The 16,658-nt window shown below is 51.5% G+C and carries 13 protein-coding genes; 5 read left to right on the forward strand and 8 right to left on the reverse strand.

Translation table 11 applies throughout. The features are described from left to right. Positions 1 to 7: 7 nt before the first annotated feature. Entirely contained in the window at positions 8 to 1,366 is a 1,359-nt protein-coding gene (locus ACQ5ES_RS01105) for an alkaline phosphatase (protein WP_445014120.1), read from the reverse strand. Positions 1,367 to 1,578: 212 nt separating this feature from the next. On the opposite strand from ACQ5ES_RS01105, the gene ACQ5ES_RS01110 reads away from it, so the two are divergent. Then, positions 1,579 to 2,034, forward strand: a complete 456-nt coding sequence (locus ACQ5ES_RS01110; RefSeq protein WP_445014121.1) for an Hsp20 family protein — start codon at positions 1,579 to 1,581, stop codon at positions 2,032 to 2,034. A gap of 54 nt (positions 2,035 to 2,088) precedes the next feature. Here ACQ5ES_RS01110 and ACQ5ES_RS01115 read toward each other — a convergent pair whose 3' ends face one another. From ACQ5ES_RS01115 to mfd, 6 genes are all read right to left on the reverse strand, one after another. Further along, positions 2,089 to 2,925 (reverse strand): PDZ domain-containing protein, encoded by an 837-nt coding sequence (locus ACQ5ES_RS01115; RefSeq protein ID WP_445014122.1) that lies wholly within the window; start codon positions 2,923 to 2,925, stop codon positions 2,089 to 2,091. Beyond that, positions 2,925 to 3,323 carry a hypothetical protein gene (locus tag ACQ5ES_RS01120; protein WP_445014123.1) on the reverse strand — a complete coding sequence of 133 codons (399 nt, stop codon included), beginning with the start codon at positions 3,321 to 3,323 and terminating at the stop codon, positions 2,925 to 2,927. The genes ACQ5ES_RS01115 and ACQ5ES_RS01120 overlap by 1 nt, the downstream gene beginning before the upstream one ends. Beyond that, positions 3,320 to 3,865 (reverse strand): RNA polymerase sigma factor, encoded by a 546-nt coding sequence (locus ACQ5ES_RS01125; RefSeq protein ID WP_445014124.1) that lies wholly within the window; start codon positions 3,863 to 3,865, stop codon positions 3,320 to 3,322. The genes ACQ5ES_RS01120 and ACQ5ES_RS01125 overlap by 4 nt, the downstream gene beginning before the upstream one ends. A gap of 69 nt (positions 3,866 to 3,934) precedes the next feature. Then, positions 3,935 to 5,749 carry an ExeM/NucH family extracellular endonuclease gene (locus tag ACQ5ES_RS01130; protein ID WP_445014125.1) on the reverse strand — a complete coding sequence of 605 codons (1,815 nt, stop codon included), beginning with the start codon at positions 5,747 to 5,749 and terminating at the stop codon, positions 3,935 to 3,937. A gap of 73 nt (positions 5,750 to 5,822) precedes the next feature. Then, entirely contained in the window at positions 5,823 to 6,959 is a 1,137-nt protein-coding gene (locus ACQ5ES_RS01135) for a CsiV family protein (RefSeq protein ID WP_445014126.1), read from the reverse strand. Between the two features lie 10 nt (positions 6,960 to 6,969). Beyond that, positions 6,970 to 10,443, reverse strand: a complete 3,474-nt coding sequence (gene mfd, locus ACQ5ES_RS01140; protein ID WP_445014127.1) for a transcription-repair coupling factor — start codon at positions 10,441 to 10,443, stop codon at positions 6,970 to 6,972. A 143-nt stretch (positions 10,444 to 10,586) separates the two neighbouring features. On the opposite strand from mfd, the gene ACQ5ES_RS01145 reads away from it, so the two are divergent. From ACQ5ES_RS01145 to ACQ5ES_RS01155, 3 genes are read left to right on the forward strand one after another with little or no spacing between them, the layout of a single operon-like run. After that, complete coding sequence (locus ACQ5ES_RS01145) at positions 10,587 to 11,831, forward strand: lipoprotein-releasing ABC transporter permease subunit (protein ID WP_445014128.1); 1,245 nt, start codon at positions 10,587 to 10,589, stop codon at positions 11,829 to 11,831. 6 nt (positions 11,832 to 11,837) lie between these two features. Beyond that, a complete protein-coding gene (lolD, locus tag ACQ5ES_RS01150; protein ID WP_445014129.1) occupies positions 11,838 to 12,536 on the forward strand; it encodes a lipoprotein-releasing ABC transporter ATP-binding protein LolD in 699 nt (232 codons plus the stop codon). Continuing rightward, the gene (locus tag ACQ5ES_RS01155; protein ID WP_445014130.1) at positions 12,533 to 13,759 is read left to right on the forward strand and encodes a lipoprotein-releasing ABC transporter permease subunit; all 1,227 of its coding nucleotides are present in this window, start codon (positions 12,533 to 12,535) and stop codon (positions 13,757 to 13,759) included. The genes lolD and ACQ5ES_RS01155 overlap by 4 nt, the downstream gene beginning before the upstream one ends. Here the strand turns inward: ACQ5ES_RS01155 and ACQ5ES_RS01160 are convergent. Then, positions 13,749 to 14,267 (reverse strand): DUF2062 domain-containing protein, encoded by a 519-nt coding sequence (locus ACQ5ES_RS01160; RefSeq protein ID WP_445015350.1) that lies wholly within the window; start codon positions 14,265 to 14,267, stop codon positions 13,749 to 13,751. The genes ACQ5ES_RS01155 and ACQ5ES_RS01160 overlap by 11 nt on opposite strands. Before the next feature lie 41 nt (positions 14,268 to 14,308). Between ACQ5ES_RS01160 and ACQ5ES_RS01165 the strand changes: the two genes are divergently transcribed. Next, positions 14,309 to 16,627, forward strand: coding sequence for a DNA internalization-related competence protein ComEC/Rec2 (locus ACQ5ES_RS01165; RefSeq protein WP_445014131.1), 2,319 nt, complete (start codon positions 14,309 to 14,311; stop codon positions 16,625 to 16,627). Positions 16,628 to 16,658 lie beyond the last annotated feature (31 nt).

The following is a 16,658-nucleotide window of genomic DNA, read 5'->3' on the forward strand; positions in this document are numbered from 1 at the left end:
GTCGTGCTTAACGCACGATTTGCAGCAATAATTGTCCAATTTCGGTATTATCTTTATATCCGCGAAGCTGTTCTGCATAAGGACCTGTAGCCATAATAGGCACGTCCACCGCGGTGTGACCGGTGGTGGTCCAGCCGGTGCGGGTAACTTCACTAATCAGAGCCACCAGCGCTTTCCGTAAGATTCGTTCGTGGGCGTTACGATCTAAGCTGCCGGCAAGTTCAGTCTCTGCCAGTTGTTGCCACTGAGCATCACTCACGGGAAGGTTTAATCGTGGTTGCAGGTAATCACGCCATTGTTCTCGCGATCGGGCAAGCAGCTCAGGCACCAAAACCTCAAGCGAATTCTCGATAGCCATGACGCGTTCAGAGTGCCATTCATACACACCACCTTGCCCCAGTGTGAGTCCACCGGTGGAGTGATCTGCGGTGACTACAATCAGTGTATTTGGATGTTCCTGTTGAAAGTCTTTGGCGACTTGTAACGCTTGGGCGAAGTCTTGGATTTCGCCAATAGCACAGGCGATATCGTTGGCGTGTCCACACCAATCGATTTTGCTGCCTTCAATCATCAGCGCGAAAGGTTTGCCGCTCGTTGTTTGTGCGCTACTCAGTAAGCGTAAAGCGTTACGGGTGAGTTGCGCTAAGCGTGGTTGGTCATCAACCGCGTAGGGCAGCGCGACCGGGGCAAACAGTCCCAGCACCGGTAACTGTTGAGTAGCGTCTAATTGTTGGTAATCAGTGACCACCTGCATACCTTGTTGCGCTAGCTCCGGCAGCCAGTTCTTATCGGCGCGCTTAAAGTAACTCATGCCGCCGCCTAACAATAGGTCGAAACTCCATCGCTCGCCAAACTTAGTGCTGGCAAACGAATCAGCAATCTCGTTGTACATTTGTCGTGACGGGTGATGAGTGAAAAATGCAGCTGGGGTCGCATGGGTGACTTGCGATGTTGAAATCGCCCCTGTGTGCCAACCCAGCTGACGGGCTTTTTCCATCATGGTTTGCTGTGGGTGTTGTTCGGCGTCGACACCGATGGCGCCGTTGTAGCTTTTTACACCTGTTGCTAAAGCTGTGGCACTTGACGCTGAGTCTGTTATCCAGGTGGTATCGTCCGGATAAGTGGTAGCAGCGCCAACCAGCATCTCATCAAAAGGCGTTGCTGCCAGTGATTGGCCTCGTTCGCTTAGTGCGTAGCGATAGGCTGAGATATATTCAAAGCCCATACCATCACCAATTAGAAAGATAATGTTCGGCGGCGTGTTTTGCGTTGTAGCTGGTTCAGTTTTGGCGGAAATCGATGGGTTTTGCGCACAAGCGCCTAGTAACAAACCAATACTGGCAATCAACAAGCTACGACGAAACACTATCTGCACTCCTACTCAAATCGATGACAAACTCTACAAATTGAAGCGGATGATAGCATAGTGAAGATGACATACACATGACACAAGGTAGACGCAAATAGTTTTGCGACGAACTCTTGAAAAGCAAATTAGCGCCACTATTTATAAGGTGTCGGTGACGTCTCAGAGAGAGTCCCGACATAACTAAACATTGCTTCCTAAGGAGAATGATTATGGCAACTATAGATTTATCACCACTTTATAGCAGTAGTATTGGATTTGATCGGATGGCGCGTTTGCTCGACTCGGCGATGCGTGCGGACGGTAATGCCGCCGGCGGTTATCCTCCCTATAATATCGAAGTTATTGGCGAAAATCGCTATGCGATTACCCTAGCGGTGGCTGGTTTTGCTGATGACGAACTCAGCATTGAAGTAGAGAACGGCATGCTGAAAATTCAGGGCCGTAAGGAAGAAGACAGGGAAGAGCGTCAGTATCTACATAAGGGTATTGGATTCCGCAGCTTCGAGCGCAAATTCAACTTAGCCGATCATGTTGAAGTTAAAGGCGCGAAAATGGAAAATGGTTTGTTAACTATTGGTCTTGAGAAGGTTGTTCCAGAGGCAATGAAACCTCGGAAAATTGAAATCGGCAAATCGCTAAACTTGCTGGAAGATTCCGCTAAGTAAGGTAGCGCAACAAAAAAGGGCAGCCTGGCTGCCCTTTTTTTAAGATTCTATCCGTTAATTGCTTTCACACTCTTGTTCGACTTGGCGCCAGATCACCGGTTCCCAGTACTCTTCGTCGACGGTACTGAGACGCTTGTCGCGCACGAAACGAGCCGCAAAGTAATAGGTCGTGTCGGCTTTGACATCAATTTCGATGGTCTTGGCCTGATTGATGCTGCGTGAACGGCGCACCCAGGGATCGTCGATCAGCTCATGTAGTTCCACCTTGTGTTTGCCCGGTGATAATTTAACAATAGGGCGGCGGGTAAGCACGTTGTCATCGTCAATGCGGACGAAGTAAGCTGGGAATAAATCGCGGGCTTGAGGTGGTGTCACGAAGACACTGACGCGACCACAGTTGGCTTCATCTGCTTTATCAATGACGCTTTGAGCTACATCAACTTCAAGACGCCAGCCGGGTATGACGGTTGCTTTGGCGCGGCCAGACAAGACTTTAACTTGTCCTTTACGTTGTACTGTTGCCTCGAAGACGCCACCATGTTCCAGCGCTTCAAGATAGCTCACCAAATCTTGTAACGATTGTTCGGTTAAAGTTAGTTCATCGACTTTGACTAGCCGGTCGCCGACTTCTATGCCCATTTCTCGCGCTACTGAGTCGCTGCGCACTGACATCACTCTGCCGCTCGGGTTTACAACAGCACCCCAGTCGAAGTAGCTGCGAGTCGGTTCTTCTAAAGTCACAGATTCGGCTTTGCCTTGAGCTTTGGCGGCGGCAACAGCTGCGGCTCTGGCATGATCACGGGCTTCCTGTTCCTGGGCAAAGCTTGTCGCGGAGCTAGTTAGTGCCAGCAACACAATTCCGGTTAACTTCAAAAATTGTAGCTTATTCATTAATTTATCTCCTGTGCCGTGAGTTGTTCACGTTGTTGCCAAAGTGCGTTGATCTGCGCCTCATCGGCACCTCGTATGTAAGCTTGTTGTAGTTGCCGATCGATGGCGTCCAGACTGTAGTTACTGGCAAGTAACATCGGCGTATCGTACCTGTCTGGTTGTGTTATCTGCTGTGGTTGCAGTACCCATAGCCAAGCTACTGCCGCCGCGGCAGCTACCGGAGCCAACCAAAGTGGCCAACGGCTGCGTCGCGCTTTACCTACACCTACCGAAGTGCCTTTTCGCGCACTGATGTCTTGCCAGGTTACTGGCTGAGTGGGCTCTGCATACTGCTCGAGGTGTTCTTGCAAGGCACGCTCAGCAGCTGTAAGTTCAGGCTGATGCTTGGCAGCTTTCATGATTGACTCCTCTCACGTAATTTCTTTAAGGCGCGATGGTAGCGCTGGCGTACGGTTGCCACGTTGACTGCAAATTGCGCTGCTAGTTCGTCGTGGCTGTAACCTTCTACTAAATACAACCACACCAATTGATGTTCGTGGTCATCCAGGACTGCGAGTAATTGTTCAATGTTATCGAGCTGTTGTAACCAATCACTCTGACTGAGCCAATCTTGGGCGTTCAAATTCAATTCTTCGTGTTCTGCTACGGCAAGATGATGTGGCTTACGAAAGTGTGACAATGCGGTGTTCACCGTGAGCTGTTTCAGCCAACCACCGAGTGCTTCCGGGTCGCGTAGTTGCTTGAGCTTGTCAAACGATTGAATAAATACATCCTGCGTGAGGTCGCGGGCCAATTCAGCGTCGCGACACATACCGTGAAGCAGCCGTTGCACCGCAGGTTGGTAGGTCTCAAAAATCACTCGCTGACAATCGCGACGGCCGCGTTGTGCGCCCTTCACTGTGCCTGCAGAAACTGATTGAGCAAATCCTGTTTTAGCCATGCGCATCCTGTTGCAGCGTATCTAAGCTATAAGATGCAACAGGACACTAAGGTGTGACAAGAGTATTGGTTAAAATTGAATATCTGCAATAATCGGGTCGTGATCCGACGCGCGGTAAGGATTGGGTGCAAACCAGGCTGGGTTGTGCTGATAACCGTCATAGCTCAGCGCTGGTGGTTCATCAGCATTGATGAGCCAGTGCTGTTGGTTGAGAACGCGGCCATGTAACGTTGCTGAAACCAACAGATGGTCGAGGCTTCCGGCTTGGGCATCGTAAACATAAGAATAACCCAGTGGTTCGAAATGCTCGACACGGTTATGGTAACCGGCCTGGTCCAGCAGGGTAATAGGGTCTTCCCGGGCATAGGCATTAAAGTCACCGAGCAGAATTTGCGCTGGGGTTTGCGCCAGTAGCGGTTCGGTTTGCATAAAATCAACGAGCAACTGAGCAGATTGAACACGTGCGGCATTCCAGCATGCTTGTCCATCATTCTGGTTGGCATTTGGATTTTCTGCTTCACGTGGGCAGGAGCCCTTAGACTTAAAGTGGTTGACTGCGATCACCAAGGTCTCTTCCGTACCTTCTGGCTGCATGCGTTGTATCAGGGGATAGCGGCTACGATTGCTAAAGGGCCCTTCGGTAATGGTTAGCGACTTGCCCAGAGGGACCACACGGTCACTGCGATAAATCAAACCATTGGTAATTGCATCACTGCCAAAGCGGCTATCGGCGGCTTGCACAAACTGCCAGGGGGCACCGGTCGCCGTGCGTAATTGTTCAGTTAACCTGACAATTGAACTGTGTTCGTCGTAGCCATCGTTTTCGATCTCCATCAAGCCCACAATATCGGCGTCTAAGGCCGCCAAAGCGGCGATGATTTTTGCTTCCTGGCGGGCGAAATCCGCGGCAGTTTTTGCGCCTCGTTCGGTTGGGAAAACGCGTTCTGCACCTTCACCATTGAAGTAATTAAGCACGTTAAAGGTGGCGACGCGCAAGACGCTAGCGTCCGCGGTTCGTGTCGGTGCCAACGGACGCGGGTTGGTGTTATGAAAGTTAAGTTGTGAGGTCGGCTGAATGCGGTAGCTGCCATTGAATTCACTTAATATGCCGATCACATTTGTTACCGTGTCACCGCTGCGTAAACTATTCTCCGCGCTGAGTGCAGGTGCTGGATAGGGCACGGAAATGGGGCTCGGAGACTGGTTATCGTCAATGAGTAAGCGTTTTAACTCGTTTGCTGTGGCATAGGCTTGCGCGGCAGCACCTGGTTCAACCATTTGGGTTGGTGTGTAAAGGCGCTCGCTAGCCACGTCGAAGCTACCGTGACGACCGAGCAAGTAGGTGCCGTTGACTACCAGCTGCTGTGACAGAGTTACGTATTGACCTTCAAGTTGCTCAAAGGTTGATTTTGCGGCGACTGGTAAAGTCAGCAATTGTGGTTTGGGTAAATCTGCCCTTCCGCAGTTGCGGATAGCGCTGACGCTATCAAGTTGGGTTAGTTGTTGATGTTCTCGCACGACACCAGTGACCTCCACAACATCTCCCGTTGCAACTGTTGGGGTAGTAGCTTGCACGAAAAGTCCTGCGGTAGCTGCTGCGGTTGACTGTTGTAGGAAAAAACCGCCGAGTTGATCGGTTTGCTGCCACGTCGCTGTTACCGTGCCCATGACCACCACCTGTTGGTCAAGTAACGGCGATTGCCCGGTATTGCCTTGCACACTAGCAATACTTACCGCAGGGCTACATTGCGGAACCTCAATAACCTCAGTAACTTCAGCAAGTTTAGGTTGTGGCGATGTTGCACTAGCAACTAAGCCGAAGGCGAAAAGTACGGACCAGTACCAGCTTGGTTTAATCATCTTGGCAAAAATGGTGTTGTGCATAGGTTCCTACTTGCAAAACGTCGGCGGCATCAAGCCGCTCAGCAGCTATCAAAAGTGTTCCTCTACCGGCAACTTAGTAGCGAGGGGCGGAGAGGTCGGTACGTCGGATTTGCACTATTAGTCCGAGCTTTGGATGGTCAAAGTAATGAGTTTCATGACTAATCACCCGACGCAGTTGTTCCAGGTTAAAGCTGCGTAAAAAGCTACCGCTGCTATCACCCTGCAGTGCCTGATCGGCTTGCGCAGAAAGTGATGCGGGCTGCCATAACACTTGCTGCGGCTCGCGTAGTTCCAGATCACTGGCGATGTGCAAATAGTTGCCAACCAGATAAATATGCATGGTCCCGTCGAGCTGCCACACCGCCTCAGGTTGCTGTGGTCGTTGAATTAACGGTGGTGGTGCGAGGGGCTGATCCTCTGCGCGTGCGGTAAAGTGTAAACCAGCTTGTTGTTGCAACTGCATTAATTGAGCTAAACGGTCGCTAAGGGCTTCCTCTTTTACTGCATTGGCTTTAGCCTCGAAGGCAATAAATTCGTCCTCTTCGGGGGCATAAGGGTAGCCGCTTGGCGCGTAAGTTTTGCCATAATTTACGCCACCAAATAAACGCACTTTGTAATTCTGTTGGCGCTCAAACACTGGCTGGTACCAACTCAAATGCATGAGCGGTTTTCCTACCCCGCGGCGCACGATCTGTTGCCGCATGGCGCTTAATTCCAGTTGTTTTTCGGGTGCAAGGAACACGTTCGTGGCTTTGTTGACGTCGCCACCGGGTCCATCGACCACCTGTTCGGGCGCGCGATCGAGTAATGCGATGGCTCGTTCTGGACGATGCCAGTTCATCGGCAGCCACTGACTCAACTCTAACGGGCGTGCGCATAAAACTGAATCACGGTCGAAGGTTGGAACAATTGCCGGCACTTTACATTCGGGCAAAGTGACAATTGCTGGGTGAATGTCAGGTGCAAAATAGTGCGTCAAAAAATCGTAGTGCACGTTTTCTGGCGCTGACGGACCTTGCCAGCTGAAGGACTCTGCTTCCGGTTCGTTGTTAGTGTGCGCAAAAACCAATACCTCGACTTCGAACCAGCGCCAGGTATTACGCTCGGATTGTACTTGGGCCATCACAGCGTGGCAGCCGAACACGGCAGCAAGCATGAGTACCGGTTTACTTAGCTGAGTAAATTGGTGCCAAAGCGAATTTGCGACCATTTCCATATCCTTAACGCTGCATATTTTCTGCAAAATCATCCAGCAACGACTCTATCAGTTTCAGCCGCGCTTGAGTATCTTCAATTTTAACAAGAATACGTAAACGTGCAGGGCCTTCAAGCCGGTAATCTTGCGGTGAATTCTGAATTAGCTCGATCAAAAAATCTGGGCGTATTTGGGTGTCCTGTGCAAACTCAATGCTGATCCCTTGCGGACCACCGTCGATTTTACGAATGCCCAACTTACCCGCGCGATTACGTAATTCGGTGATGCGCATTAAGTTCTTTGCCGCGTCCGGTAAGAGGCCAAAGCGGTCAATCATTTCAACTTGTAGCGCTCGCAGATCCGCTGCGGACTCGGCACTGGCAATACGCTTGTACATGCTTAAGCGCAGCGTTACATCGGCGATATAGTGCTCTGGTAACAATGCGGGAACGCGCAGGTCGACCTCGCTTTGAGCGCGCAGCAGGGTATCGAGTGCTGGCTCTTTGCCATCGCGTAGCGCCTGTACTGCTTGTTCGAGCATTTCCATGTATAGGGTAAAACCTATGGTTTCGATTTGCCCGCTTTGATCGTCACCCAAGAGCTCACCGGCACCACGGATCTCCAGGTCGTGGGTGGCAAGCATAAAGCCGGCACCGAGGTCTTCCAGTTGCGCAATGGCTTCCAGTCGCTTCAGCGCGTCTTTGGTCATACGTTTCGGGTGTGGCGTTAGCAAATAAGCGTAGGCTTGGTGGTGTGAACGTCCCACCCGACCACGCAACTGATGCATTTGGGCTAAGCCCAGATGATCGGCACGGTCCATGATAATGGTATTGGCCGTTGGTACATCGATGCCGGTTTCGATGATGGTGGTGCACACCAGCACGTTAAAGCGCTGATGATAGAAATCCGACATGATGCGTTCCAGCTCGCGCTCACGCATCTGACCGTGGGCGATGGTGATGCGCGCCTCGGGAACCAACTCGACCAGATCCCTTGCAGTTTTCTCGATGGTCGCAACATTGTTGTGTAAGAAATAAACCTGACCACCACGTAAAATTTCCCGCAGTATGGCTTCGCGAATGGTCGGTGCGTCGTATTCGCGAACGAAAGTTTTTACTGCCAGTCGCTTGGCCGGCGGGGTGGCAATAATTGACAGGTCGCGAACGCCATTCATAGCCATGTTTAAGGTTCGTGGAATAGGGGTCGCGGTTAGTGTCAGAATGTCGACATCAGAGCGAAGCCGCTTGATGGTTTCTTTTTGGCGTACCCCGAACCGATGCTCTTCATCGACAATCAGTAAACCTAAATCTTTAAATTTGATGGTGCCTTGCAAAAGTTTATGGGTACCGATGACGATATCGATCTTGCCTGCTTGTGCATCGGCAAGTATTTGTTGCGTTTGTTTGGCTGTTTTAAACCGCGATAACACTTCAATGCGAATTGGCCAGTCAGCAAAGCGGTCTTTGAAGTTTTCATAATGCTGCTGGGCCAGTAGGGTCGTTGGAACCAATACTGCAACTTGCTTGCCGTCGTTAACGGCGACAAAGCCGGCGCGCATTGCGACTTCGGTTTTACCGAAACCAACGTCACCACAAACTAAACGATCCATGGCTCGATCTGACTGCATGTCGGTAAGTACGGCGGCTATCGCTTGTTGCTGGTCATCGGTTTCTTCAAAGGGGAAACTATTGGCGAAGCGCTGATAATCGCTCTGTTCCATTTGATAGTGGTAACCGGGTTTAGCTTCACGCCGGGCGTAGACATCTAACAGTTCTGCCGCTACATCGCGGACTTTCTCGGCGGCTTTACGCTTGGCGCGCTCCCAGGTATCGTTGCCGAGTTTATGCAATGGAGCACTGGCTTCCTCACCACCGCTGTAGCGCGACAGCACGTGCAGCGAGGCAACAGGAACATAGAGTTTACTCTGGTTAGCATACTCAATGGTAACGAACTCGGTGGTCATGCCGCCCGTTTCGATGGTTTCTAAGCCCTGATAACGGCCAACACCATGATCGATGTGTACCAGCGGTTGACCACTGCGGAGTTCAGCCAGATTACGTACCATTTGTTCGCTGCTGACTGTTGCTTTTTGATCACGGCGGCGGCGCTGGGCAATGCGATTACCGAGCAACTCGGTTTCAGTGATAACCGCCAGTTTGACGTCATCGAGAACAAATGAGTTGATCAAAGGTGCCACGGTGATGGCGGTGCGGGCATCGTGATCATGAATCGCCGTGAGATGATCAAGTTCTTGCATCTCGAGTTGTAAGGGTGCCAATAGATCCCGCAGCGATTCACGACGGCCTGCTGTTTCAGCAACAAACACCACTTGGTAATTCGCTTGATGCAATTCGGCTAATTTTTTCCGTAGCGCTTGCAGCGGATCTTTTAGCTGATGATTGAGTGCGATTTCACCGATGGTTGCGGTAGCGAAATCTTGCCGCCCTGGTTGCGGCTTATGGTCAGGCACAAAGGCGCGCACCCGCGGCAACTCTTTGAAGTGCTGATGTACCTGGTCAACGGGCATAAACAGTTGCTGCGGCGGTAGTAATGGCCGCAAGCTGTCGTAGCGACGCTGTTCATAACGTTGATTGATGTCGTGCCAAAGCTGATCAAGGCTGGCTTGCAGATCACCAAAGGTAACCAGCAGCGTGTCAGGCGGCAGATAGTCAAATAACGTTGCCGTCGTGTCAAAAAACAATGGCAGGTAATATTCTATGCCACCCGGAAACTGCTTCTGCGATACCTGGTGATACACAGAATCGCGTTCATTTGAAGCATCGAATAACTCACGATAGCGCGCACGAAAACCTTCAATCGCCGTGGGTGAGGTCGGGAATTCGTGGGCCGGTAACAAGTCGATGGCATTAACTTCTGCCGCCGAGAGTTGAGTATCGGGGTCAAAGGTGCGAATGGAGTCAACTTCGTCATCGAAAAAATCAATTCGATAGGGTGATGCACTCCCCATCGGAAACAGGTCCAGTAATGAACCGCGGGCGCAAAATTCACCGTGTTCCATGACTTGATTAACGTGACGATAGCCAGCGCGCTCGAGGCGCTGGCGCAAGCGGTAGCCATCAAGTTTTTGACCTTGTTCGACTTGCAGTGCCTGGCCACTAACATAATCTGTGGGTGCAATGCGATGTAGCAAGGTGTTCAACGAGACAATCAGCGCGCCGTCACGCATGTTGGGCAGCTTGGCGAGCACACTTAGACGCTCAGAAATAATGTCCTGATGGGGCGAAAAACTATCGTAAGGTAAGGTCTCCCAATCAGGAAACACCAACACTTGCTCACCTTTGGCGCTTAAGTAACCAATTTCGTGTTCAAGTCGATGGGCTTGCGGCGCATCTGGCGTGACGATAAGTACCGGGCGGTCATGCTGGTCAATGAGTCGGGCTAGCGCATAGGCAATACTGCTGCCTGCGAGTCCTTGCCAGGTGATATCGGTGCGTGCTGATGGTGGTCGTGGTGGGGTTAGGATCGATGCCTTGCTCATGGGTCCTGCTTCGTTGACTTCTCACGTGCCTGAAAGTATACCTGAAACTCTGACTTGGATCAGTCCGCAGATTTCATTATGCTTGCAGCGCAACCTTGCGCGCGTGCAGGGACCACTGACAGCAGAGACGCATAGCAAAAATTATGTTCCAACCGTTATCTCTATTTCTTGGCTTACGCTACACTCGCGCCCATTATGGTCAGCGTTTTACCCGGTTTATTCAGCGGGTATCCTTGATTGGTTTAATCCTTGGTGTCGCGGCATTAATCATCGTTGGCTCGGTGATGAACGGTTTTGAAACTGAACTAAAAAATCGCATTTTAAGTGTGGTGCCGCAGCTTGAGGTAACGCAAGCGAACCATCAAGTTGGCGGCATGAACGATTGGCAAGGGCTGATTCAGCGTCTTCCTGAGCAACCTGGACAGCTTGCTGTGGTGCCCGAAGTGACCAGCGAAGGCGTAGTGCAAAGTGAACAGCAGTTACAAGCAGTGAGTGTGCAAGGCATCTTTCCCGCGAGCTCAGGCAGCGAGATTCAGCTGCAGCCATTGAGACAGCACTTGAGCTCCGGCGAGTTAGACCTTAGCCCCGGAAACTACCACGTCGTACTCGGCTACAGTTTAGCGCAGCAATTAAACGTATGGCCGGGCCAGCGGATACGCTTGATCGCTGCTGGCGGAGGTATTTACACCCCTCTCGGTCTGCTGCCAGCACAGCGTTTGGTGACAGTTACCGGCGTGGTGCGGATGCAGTCCGAAGCGGATCAGCATTTAGTGGTAATGAACGGCGCTGATCTCGCACGAATATTGCGGATGGCGCCACAGCAGGTAACTGGGGTACGCTATTACTTTACTGACCCATTTCAGGCGTTGCCCGCGGCGAAACAGCTGCAAGCCGAGTTACAGGACGAGCTGCAAGTGCAAAGTTGGCAGCAAAATTATGGTCATCTCTTCGATGCGGTGAGTATGGAAAAGCGCATGATTAACCTTATGTTGGGTCTAATTATTGCGGTCGCAGCATTTAATATCGTTTCGTCGCTGATGATGGTGGTGCAAGACAAACGCAGTGATATCGCAATTTTAAATACCATGGGCCTGGCGCCGCACAAGATTCGCCGCATGATCATGTTTCAGGGAATGACCACAGGAATTGTTGGCAGTTCGATCGGATTAGCCCTGGGGTTAGTGGTAAGTCGGTTTGTGAACGAGATCTTACGCGCGGTTGGCGTCGATTTGAGTTTTGCTGGCCCCAGCGGACTCCCCGTGGTAGTGGATGTATGGCAGGTCAGTGCTACCGTATTAGCGGCGTTACTGTTGACTTTTTTGGCAACGTTGTTTCCGGCTTGGCAGGCCAGTCACGTCCTGCCGGCGCATGCACTTCGATATGAGTAAGGACTTATGGCTACAGAGTTATTGACCTGTCAGCAGGTCGGCAAAAGTTATTGGGATGGTAATCACGACCTTGAAGTTCTGCAAGGCGTCGATCTAGCACTTCACGAAGGAGAGTTGTTGGCGATTGTCGGCAGCTCCGGTTCCGGTAAGAGTACTCTGCTGCATTGCATGGGTGGTTTAGATAAACCTAGCACCGGGCAAATTTTATTTGGTGGTAAAGATCTGGCGAAATGGTCATCACGGATGTTAGCCGATTGGCGCAATCAGCACTTAGGTTTTGTCTATCAGTTTCATCATTTGCTACCTGAGTTTACTGCGCTAGAGAATATTGCGATGCCGCTGTTGATTAACGGGCAAAGCGCAAAGCAAGCCCGTGAGCGGGCTGAGCAGTTACTGGAACGTGTGGGGTTGGCACCGCGCGGCCAACATCGGCCTGCAGAGCTGTCGGGTGGCGAACGGCAACGCGTCGCCATAGCAAGAGCACTTGCGAATAATCCGGCGTTGGTGTTGGCGGATGAACCTACGGGTAATCTTGATGATGAAACGGCGCGGCAAGTCATGGCGTTGATGCTTGAACTAAACCGCGAGTTTGGCACTGCGTTTGTCATCGTAACGCACGATCAGAAATTGGCTCGTGCGTTACCGAAGCAAGTGCACTTACGCCATGGCAAGATCGTCACTGAGCTGGCTGAGGCGGCACAATGACATCTGGTTGGTTGTTAGCATGGCAATTAGCTAAACGGTTTCGGGGTGGACGTGAGCGGAGCAGGTTTTTGTCCTTCATTTCAGCTTCATCAACCTTTGGAATTGCGCTTGGGTGTGCCGTGTTCATTGCCGGTTTGAGTGTTATGAATGGCTTTGCCGATGTTTTGGAACAACGTTTCTTAAAACTGGTTCCGCACATAGAATTCACTGCGGTGGAAAACCGTCTGCAGTATCCAGAAAGTATCTTTGCATTAGCTGAAGAACACCCTGAGGTGGTCAGTGCACGGCCCGTTATTCGAACCCAGGGTTTAGTGCAAAAGGGGCGTGAATTCGTCGGTGTACAGATCAACGGAATCGACCCACAACACCAACACGCCATTCAACACTATATGTCGGCGCCTAGTTGGCGGGCATTAGAACAGCCGGGGTCAATTGTTCTTGGCGCTGATCTAGCGCAACGACTTGAGCTTTCGGAAGGCGATAAATTAACTTTAGTTGTGGCTTCAGATGGTGGGTTTCAGGCGCCCAAACGGCAACTACTTACCTTGGTTGGTAGCTTTAATTTTGGTGGTCAAGTGGATCATAAGCTGGGCTATGTAAACCTCGCCACTGCACGTGAACTCACCGGCTTAGAGCAAGGAATTAGTGGGGTAGAACTGGAAATTAGTTCATTGTTTGCCGCGGAACGAATTGCCAATGAAATTGGCTATCAATTACGCGATTATGTCTACCTGGATCACTGGATGCGCGCTCAAGGACACTTGTATCGAGATATTCAAATGGTGCGCACGGTAATGTATCTGGTGTTGATTCTCGTACTAGCGGTGGCCTGCTTTAATATCGTGTCGACCCTGGTGATGACCGTACAGGAGAAACAAAGACATATTGGTATTTTGCGCACCATGGGTATGCGCCCCGGTGGGTTGGTGAAGATTTTTGTCCTTCAAGGCCTACAGAATGGTTTGCTGGGTATTTCGTTTGGTGCCGTCGCTGGGATCCTTTTGAGCTGGAATCTGCCAGCACTACTGGCAATAATTGAATCTTTTACCGGAAACACCTTGTTGGCTAGCGATGTCTACTTTGTCGATCGAATACCGGTGCAATTGCATGCTTTGGATGTTTTTTTGGTGTGTGCGGTGGCATTGCTGTTAAGCCTGCTTGCCACAGTTTATCCTGCCTGGCAGGCAACTCGGGTTGAAGTGGTAAAAGCGATTAGCGCTTGATACGCGCCGCACGAGCGCGCCAGGCACTCACCACAGATTGGCGCCATAGCAAGCGGATAACAAAGTAGCCGACACTACTGGCTAAGGTGCCTAACACCAGACAGCCAAGTAAGAATGCTGGACCAATGGTGGTGATACTATGCCCAAGCCACTGCCAGGACAGCTCAAAATTGAAGGGTTGCGATGGCGCGCCAATTAACCAGGTGCCAACCACATAACAAAAATAGAATAACGGTGGCATGGTAAAGGGGTTTGATACCCATACTAAAGCAATCGACAGGGGCAGGTTGACGCGAAAGGGAATTGCCGCCGCCGCGGCCAACACCATTTGAAAAGGTACTGGAATAAAAGCGCAGAACAAGCCAATAGCAAAGGCGCCTGAGGCCGAACGGCGATTCAGGTGCCAAAGATTAGCGTCGTGCAGCAATTTTCCGAACATTTTTAAACTGCGACTGTTTTTGATGACATCATGGTCGGGCATGATGCGCTGAAAAAACTTTTTCGGCATGCTTACAAACTCGTCATTCCAACGTAACAGGTACAACATCCATGGATCGGTGGTTGTGCGCATTCCTTTTTGGCTACGCGCTAAGCTTTAGTTTATCAGTTGTCACCGATGTTTGGCATTGGTTGTCATTAGCCGGGTTAACGTTACTTTGTTTCATGCTGCACTTTGGCAAGCAATTACGAACCCAACTCATAGGCTGCGTATTGTGCGGTATTCTATGGGGCACTGGCAACGCCTATTTCGTTCAGCGCATGGTTATTAATGACCAGTGGACTCAAACAACCCTTGATGCTGTGGTGAATGTGACGGCGGTGAGCCATTATCAACCTGGGTACTGGCGAATTACCGGCACCTTAACTCAACTTCAGGGGCAACCCATGCAACCTCAGCTTAGTGCGCGGTTGCAATGGTATCAACCTCATGCCGACGCTCCGCAACGCCTACCGCGCCAAGGTGAAACATGGCGCTTTGGTGTGCGCCTGCGGCATCCGCAAGGCACCCGCAACGACGGCAGTATGCGTTATCACCGCTACTTGCTTGGACATGGGATCGCTGTGCTTGGTTCCATCCGTGAGGGGCAGTTGCTTGCAGGACAAGTGAGTTGGCGGCAACGGTTGGTAAGTGCAGTTGACGCGGCACTTACCAACGTCGAACAACGCGGTCCAATGCTCGCACTTTTGGTGGGAGAACGCTATCAGATGTCGGCGAACGCCTGGACTACGGTACAACACACCGGGTTGGCGCATTTAATCGCGATCTCCGGGCTGCATTTGTCCTTAGTTGCGGGCTTTGCGTTGTTGTTCCTCTGGCACAGTATCGCCGCCATGGTACGCACCCGACAAGGGCGTGATCGGAGCAATTTGTGGCACTACGCACCCTGGGTGGCATTGCTCATTGCATTTGCATATGCATGGCTGGCAGGTTTCGCGATCGCCACCTTACGGGCGGTGCTGATGTTAAGCGTGGTGCTGCTCCACAAGCAATTGGGATGGCGCGTGAGTCCACCCCGGCTGCTGTTACGAGCCATCGTGGTGGTGGTAGTAATCGAACCCATGGCGCCGTTAACGACGGGCTTTTGGCTCTCGGTTAGCGCTGTTGCTGCGATCGTTTTTATGAACTGGCGCTGGACCCGCTACCGTGGTCGTTGGGCAAAATTACGCGAGTGGTGGCGTTTTGAGTGGTTGATGACAGTTCTGTTCTGGCCGTTGATGGCGCTCTGGTTTGGTGGGGTACCTTTGGCGGCCGCGCTGATAAATTTAATCGTGGTGCCAGTCGTCAGTTTTTGGGTTTTGCCGATTGGCTTGAGCGGAGTTTTAGCGCTGATGCTGGGTGGTGTCGCTGTCGCGGAGCAAGTGTTCTTGTTGGCGCAATGGCCGTTAAATCAGCTTTGGCCACTGCTGAGTTGGTTGGCAGAACAACCTTGGCAATGGTTGACTGCCTCGTCTTTACCAAACTGGCCGTGGTTAATTGCGCTAGTGCTGCTGCTGATAGTGCCGTTGACCTGGCGCTGGCGTGTCGTTGCAGTACTCACGATTCTGTTCAGTCAGCTGGTGGTGACAGCGGTTCCTAAACCACGTGAGTTACTGGTTAATGTGTTGGATGTCGAACAAGGCACCGCATTGGTGCTGCAGCGGCAAGGACATGCGCTGCTGATCGATACTGGCGCCAGTTGGGAAAGCTCAGTATCGATGGCCGATCGCGTTATCATGCCTTTTCTGGAAACTAAACGATTACGTCCAGAGGTGGCATTTATCACCCACACTGACCGTGATCACGAGGGCGGGCAAGAAACCTTAGCGCAGCGGTATTCACAACTCCGTTGGTATGGCGGCTCGACCGGCACACCTTGTGTAGCAGGACAAAGCGGCGTTTGGCGTGAGGTTAGTTGGCAAGTGTTGCATCCGCGCGCCGAGTCTGGAGTTGGTAATTGGCACAACAATTCGTCCTGCGTTCTGTTGTTGCAATTCGGTGCGGTTAGACTACTTATCACCGGTGATATTGAAAAATCAGCGGAACGCGAGCTATTGGCACATCTGGCACCACTGGAGGCGGAAATTTTGCTGGTTCCCCACCATGGCAGTAAAAGTTCATCGCAGGAGTACTTTATTCGCCATGTGAAACCGTCGCTGGCGCTTGCCAGCCGGGGACGAAATAATCCTTATGGACAGGTTCATCCGGAGGTTGCTGCACGTTATGCCGAACACCGCATCGCTCTGCTTGATACCGCCCGTGGAGGACAAATTACTATCTGGACGGATGGCCACCGCTGGCGCGCTGAACAACCCTTGGCACAGCACTTTGGCGGCTGGTTTGATGTTGATCCTTATGACAAAACAACAGCACCTGTTCGCAGAAACTAGCCAGTGACGCGAGAAAACGGTTAGAATGATT

The sequence above is a fragment of the Pseudidiomarina xizangensis genome (assembly GCF_052541995.1).

Coding starts and splice junctions, on each gene's coding strand:
- ACQ5ES_RS01120 (WP_445014123.1), bottom strand. CDS start 3,323: ATGAAAGCTGCCAAGCATCAGCCTGAACTTACAGCTGCTGAGCGTGCC.
- ACQ5ES_RS01155 (WP_445014130.1), top strand. CDS start 12,533: ATGACATCTGGTTGGTTGTTAGCATGGCAATTAGCTAAACGGTTTCGG.
- ACQ5ES_RS01115 (WP_445014122.1), bottom strand. CDS start 2,925: ATGAATAAGCTACAATTTTTGAAGTTAACCGGAATTGTGTTGCTGGCA.
- lolD (WP_445014129.1), top strand. CDS start 11,838: ATGGCTACAGAGTTATTGACCTGTCAGCAGGTCGGCAAAAGTTATTGG.
- ACQ5ES_RS01130 (WP_445014125.1), bottom strand. CDS start 5,749: ATGCACAACACCATTTTTGCCAAGATGATTAAACCAAGCTGGTACTGG.
- ACQ5ES_RS01160 (WP_445015350.1), bottom strand. CDS start 14,267: ATGCCGAAAAAGTTTTTTCAGCGCATCATGCCCGACCATGATGTCATC.
- ACQ5ES_RS01145 (WP_445014128.1), top strand. CDS start 10,587: ATGTTCCAACCGTTATCTCTATTTCTTGGCTTACGCTACACTCGCGCC.
- ACQ5ES_RS01165 (WP_445014131.1), top strand. CDS start 14,309: ATGGATCGGTGGTTGTGCGCATTCCTTTTTGGCTACGCGCTAAGCTTT.
- ACQ5ES_RS01110 (WP_445014121.1), top strand. CDS start 1,579: ATGGCAACTATAGATTTATCACCACTTTATAGCAGTAGTATTGGATTT.
- ACQ5ES_RS01135 (WP_445014126.1), bottom strand. CDS start 6,959: ATGGTCGCAAATTCGCTTTGGCACCAATTTACTCAGCTAAGTAAACCG.
- mfd (WP_445014127.1), bottom strand. CDS start 10,443: ATGAGCAAGGCATCGATCCTAACCCCACCACGACCACCATCAGCACGC.
- ACQ5ES_RS01125 (WP_445014124.1), bottom strand. CDS start 3,865: ATGGCTAAAACAGGATTTGCTCAATCAGTTTCTGCAGGCACAGTGAAG.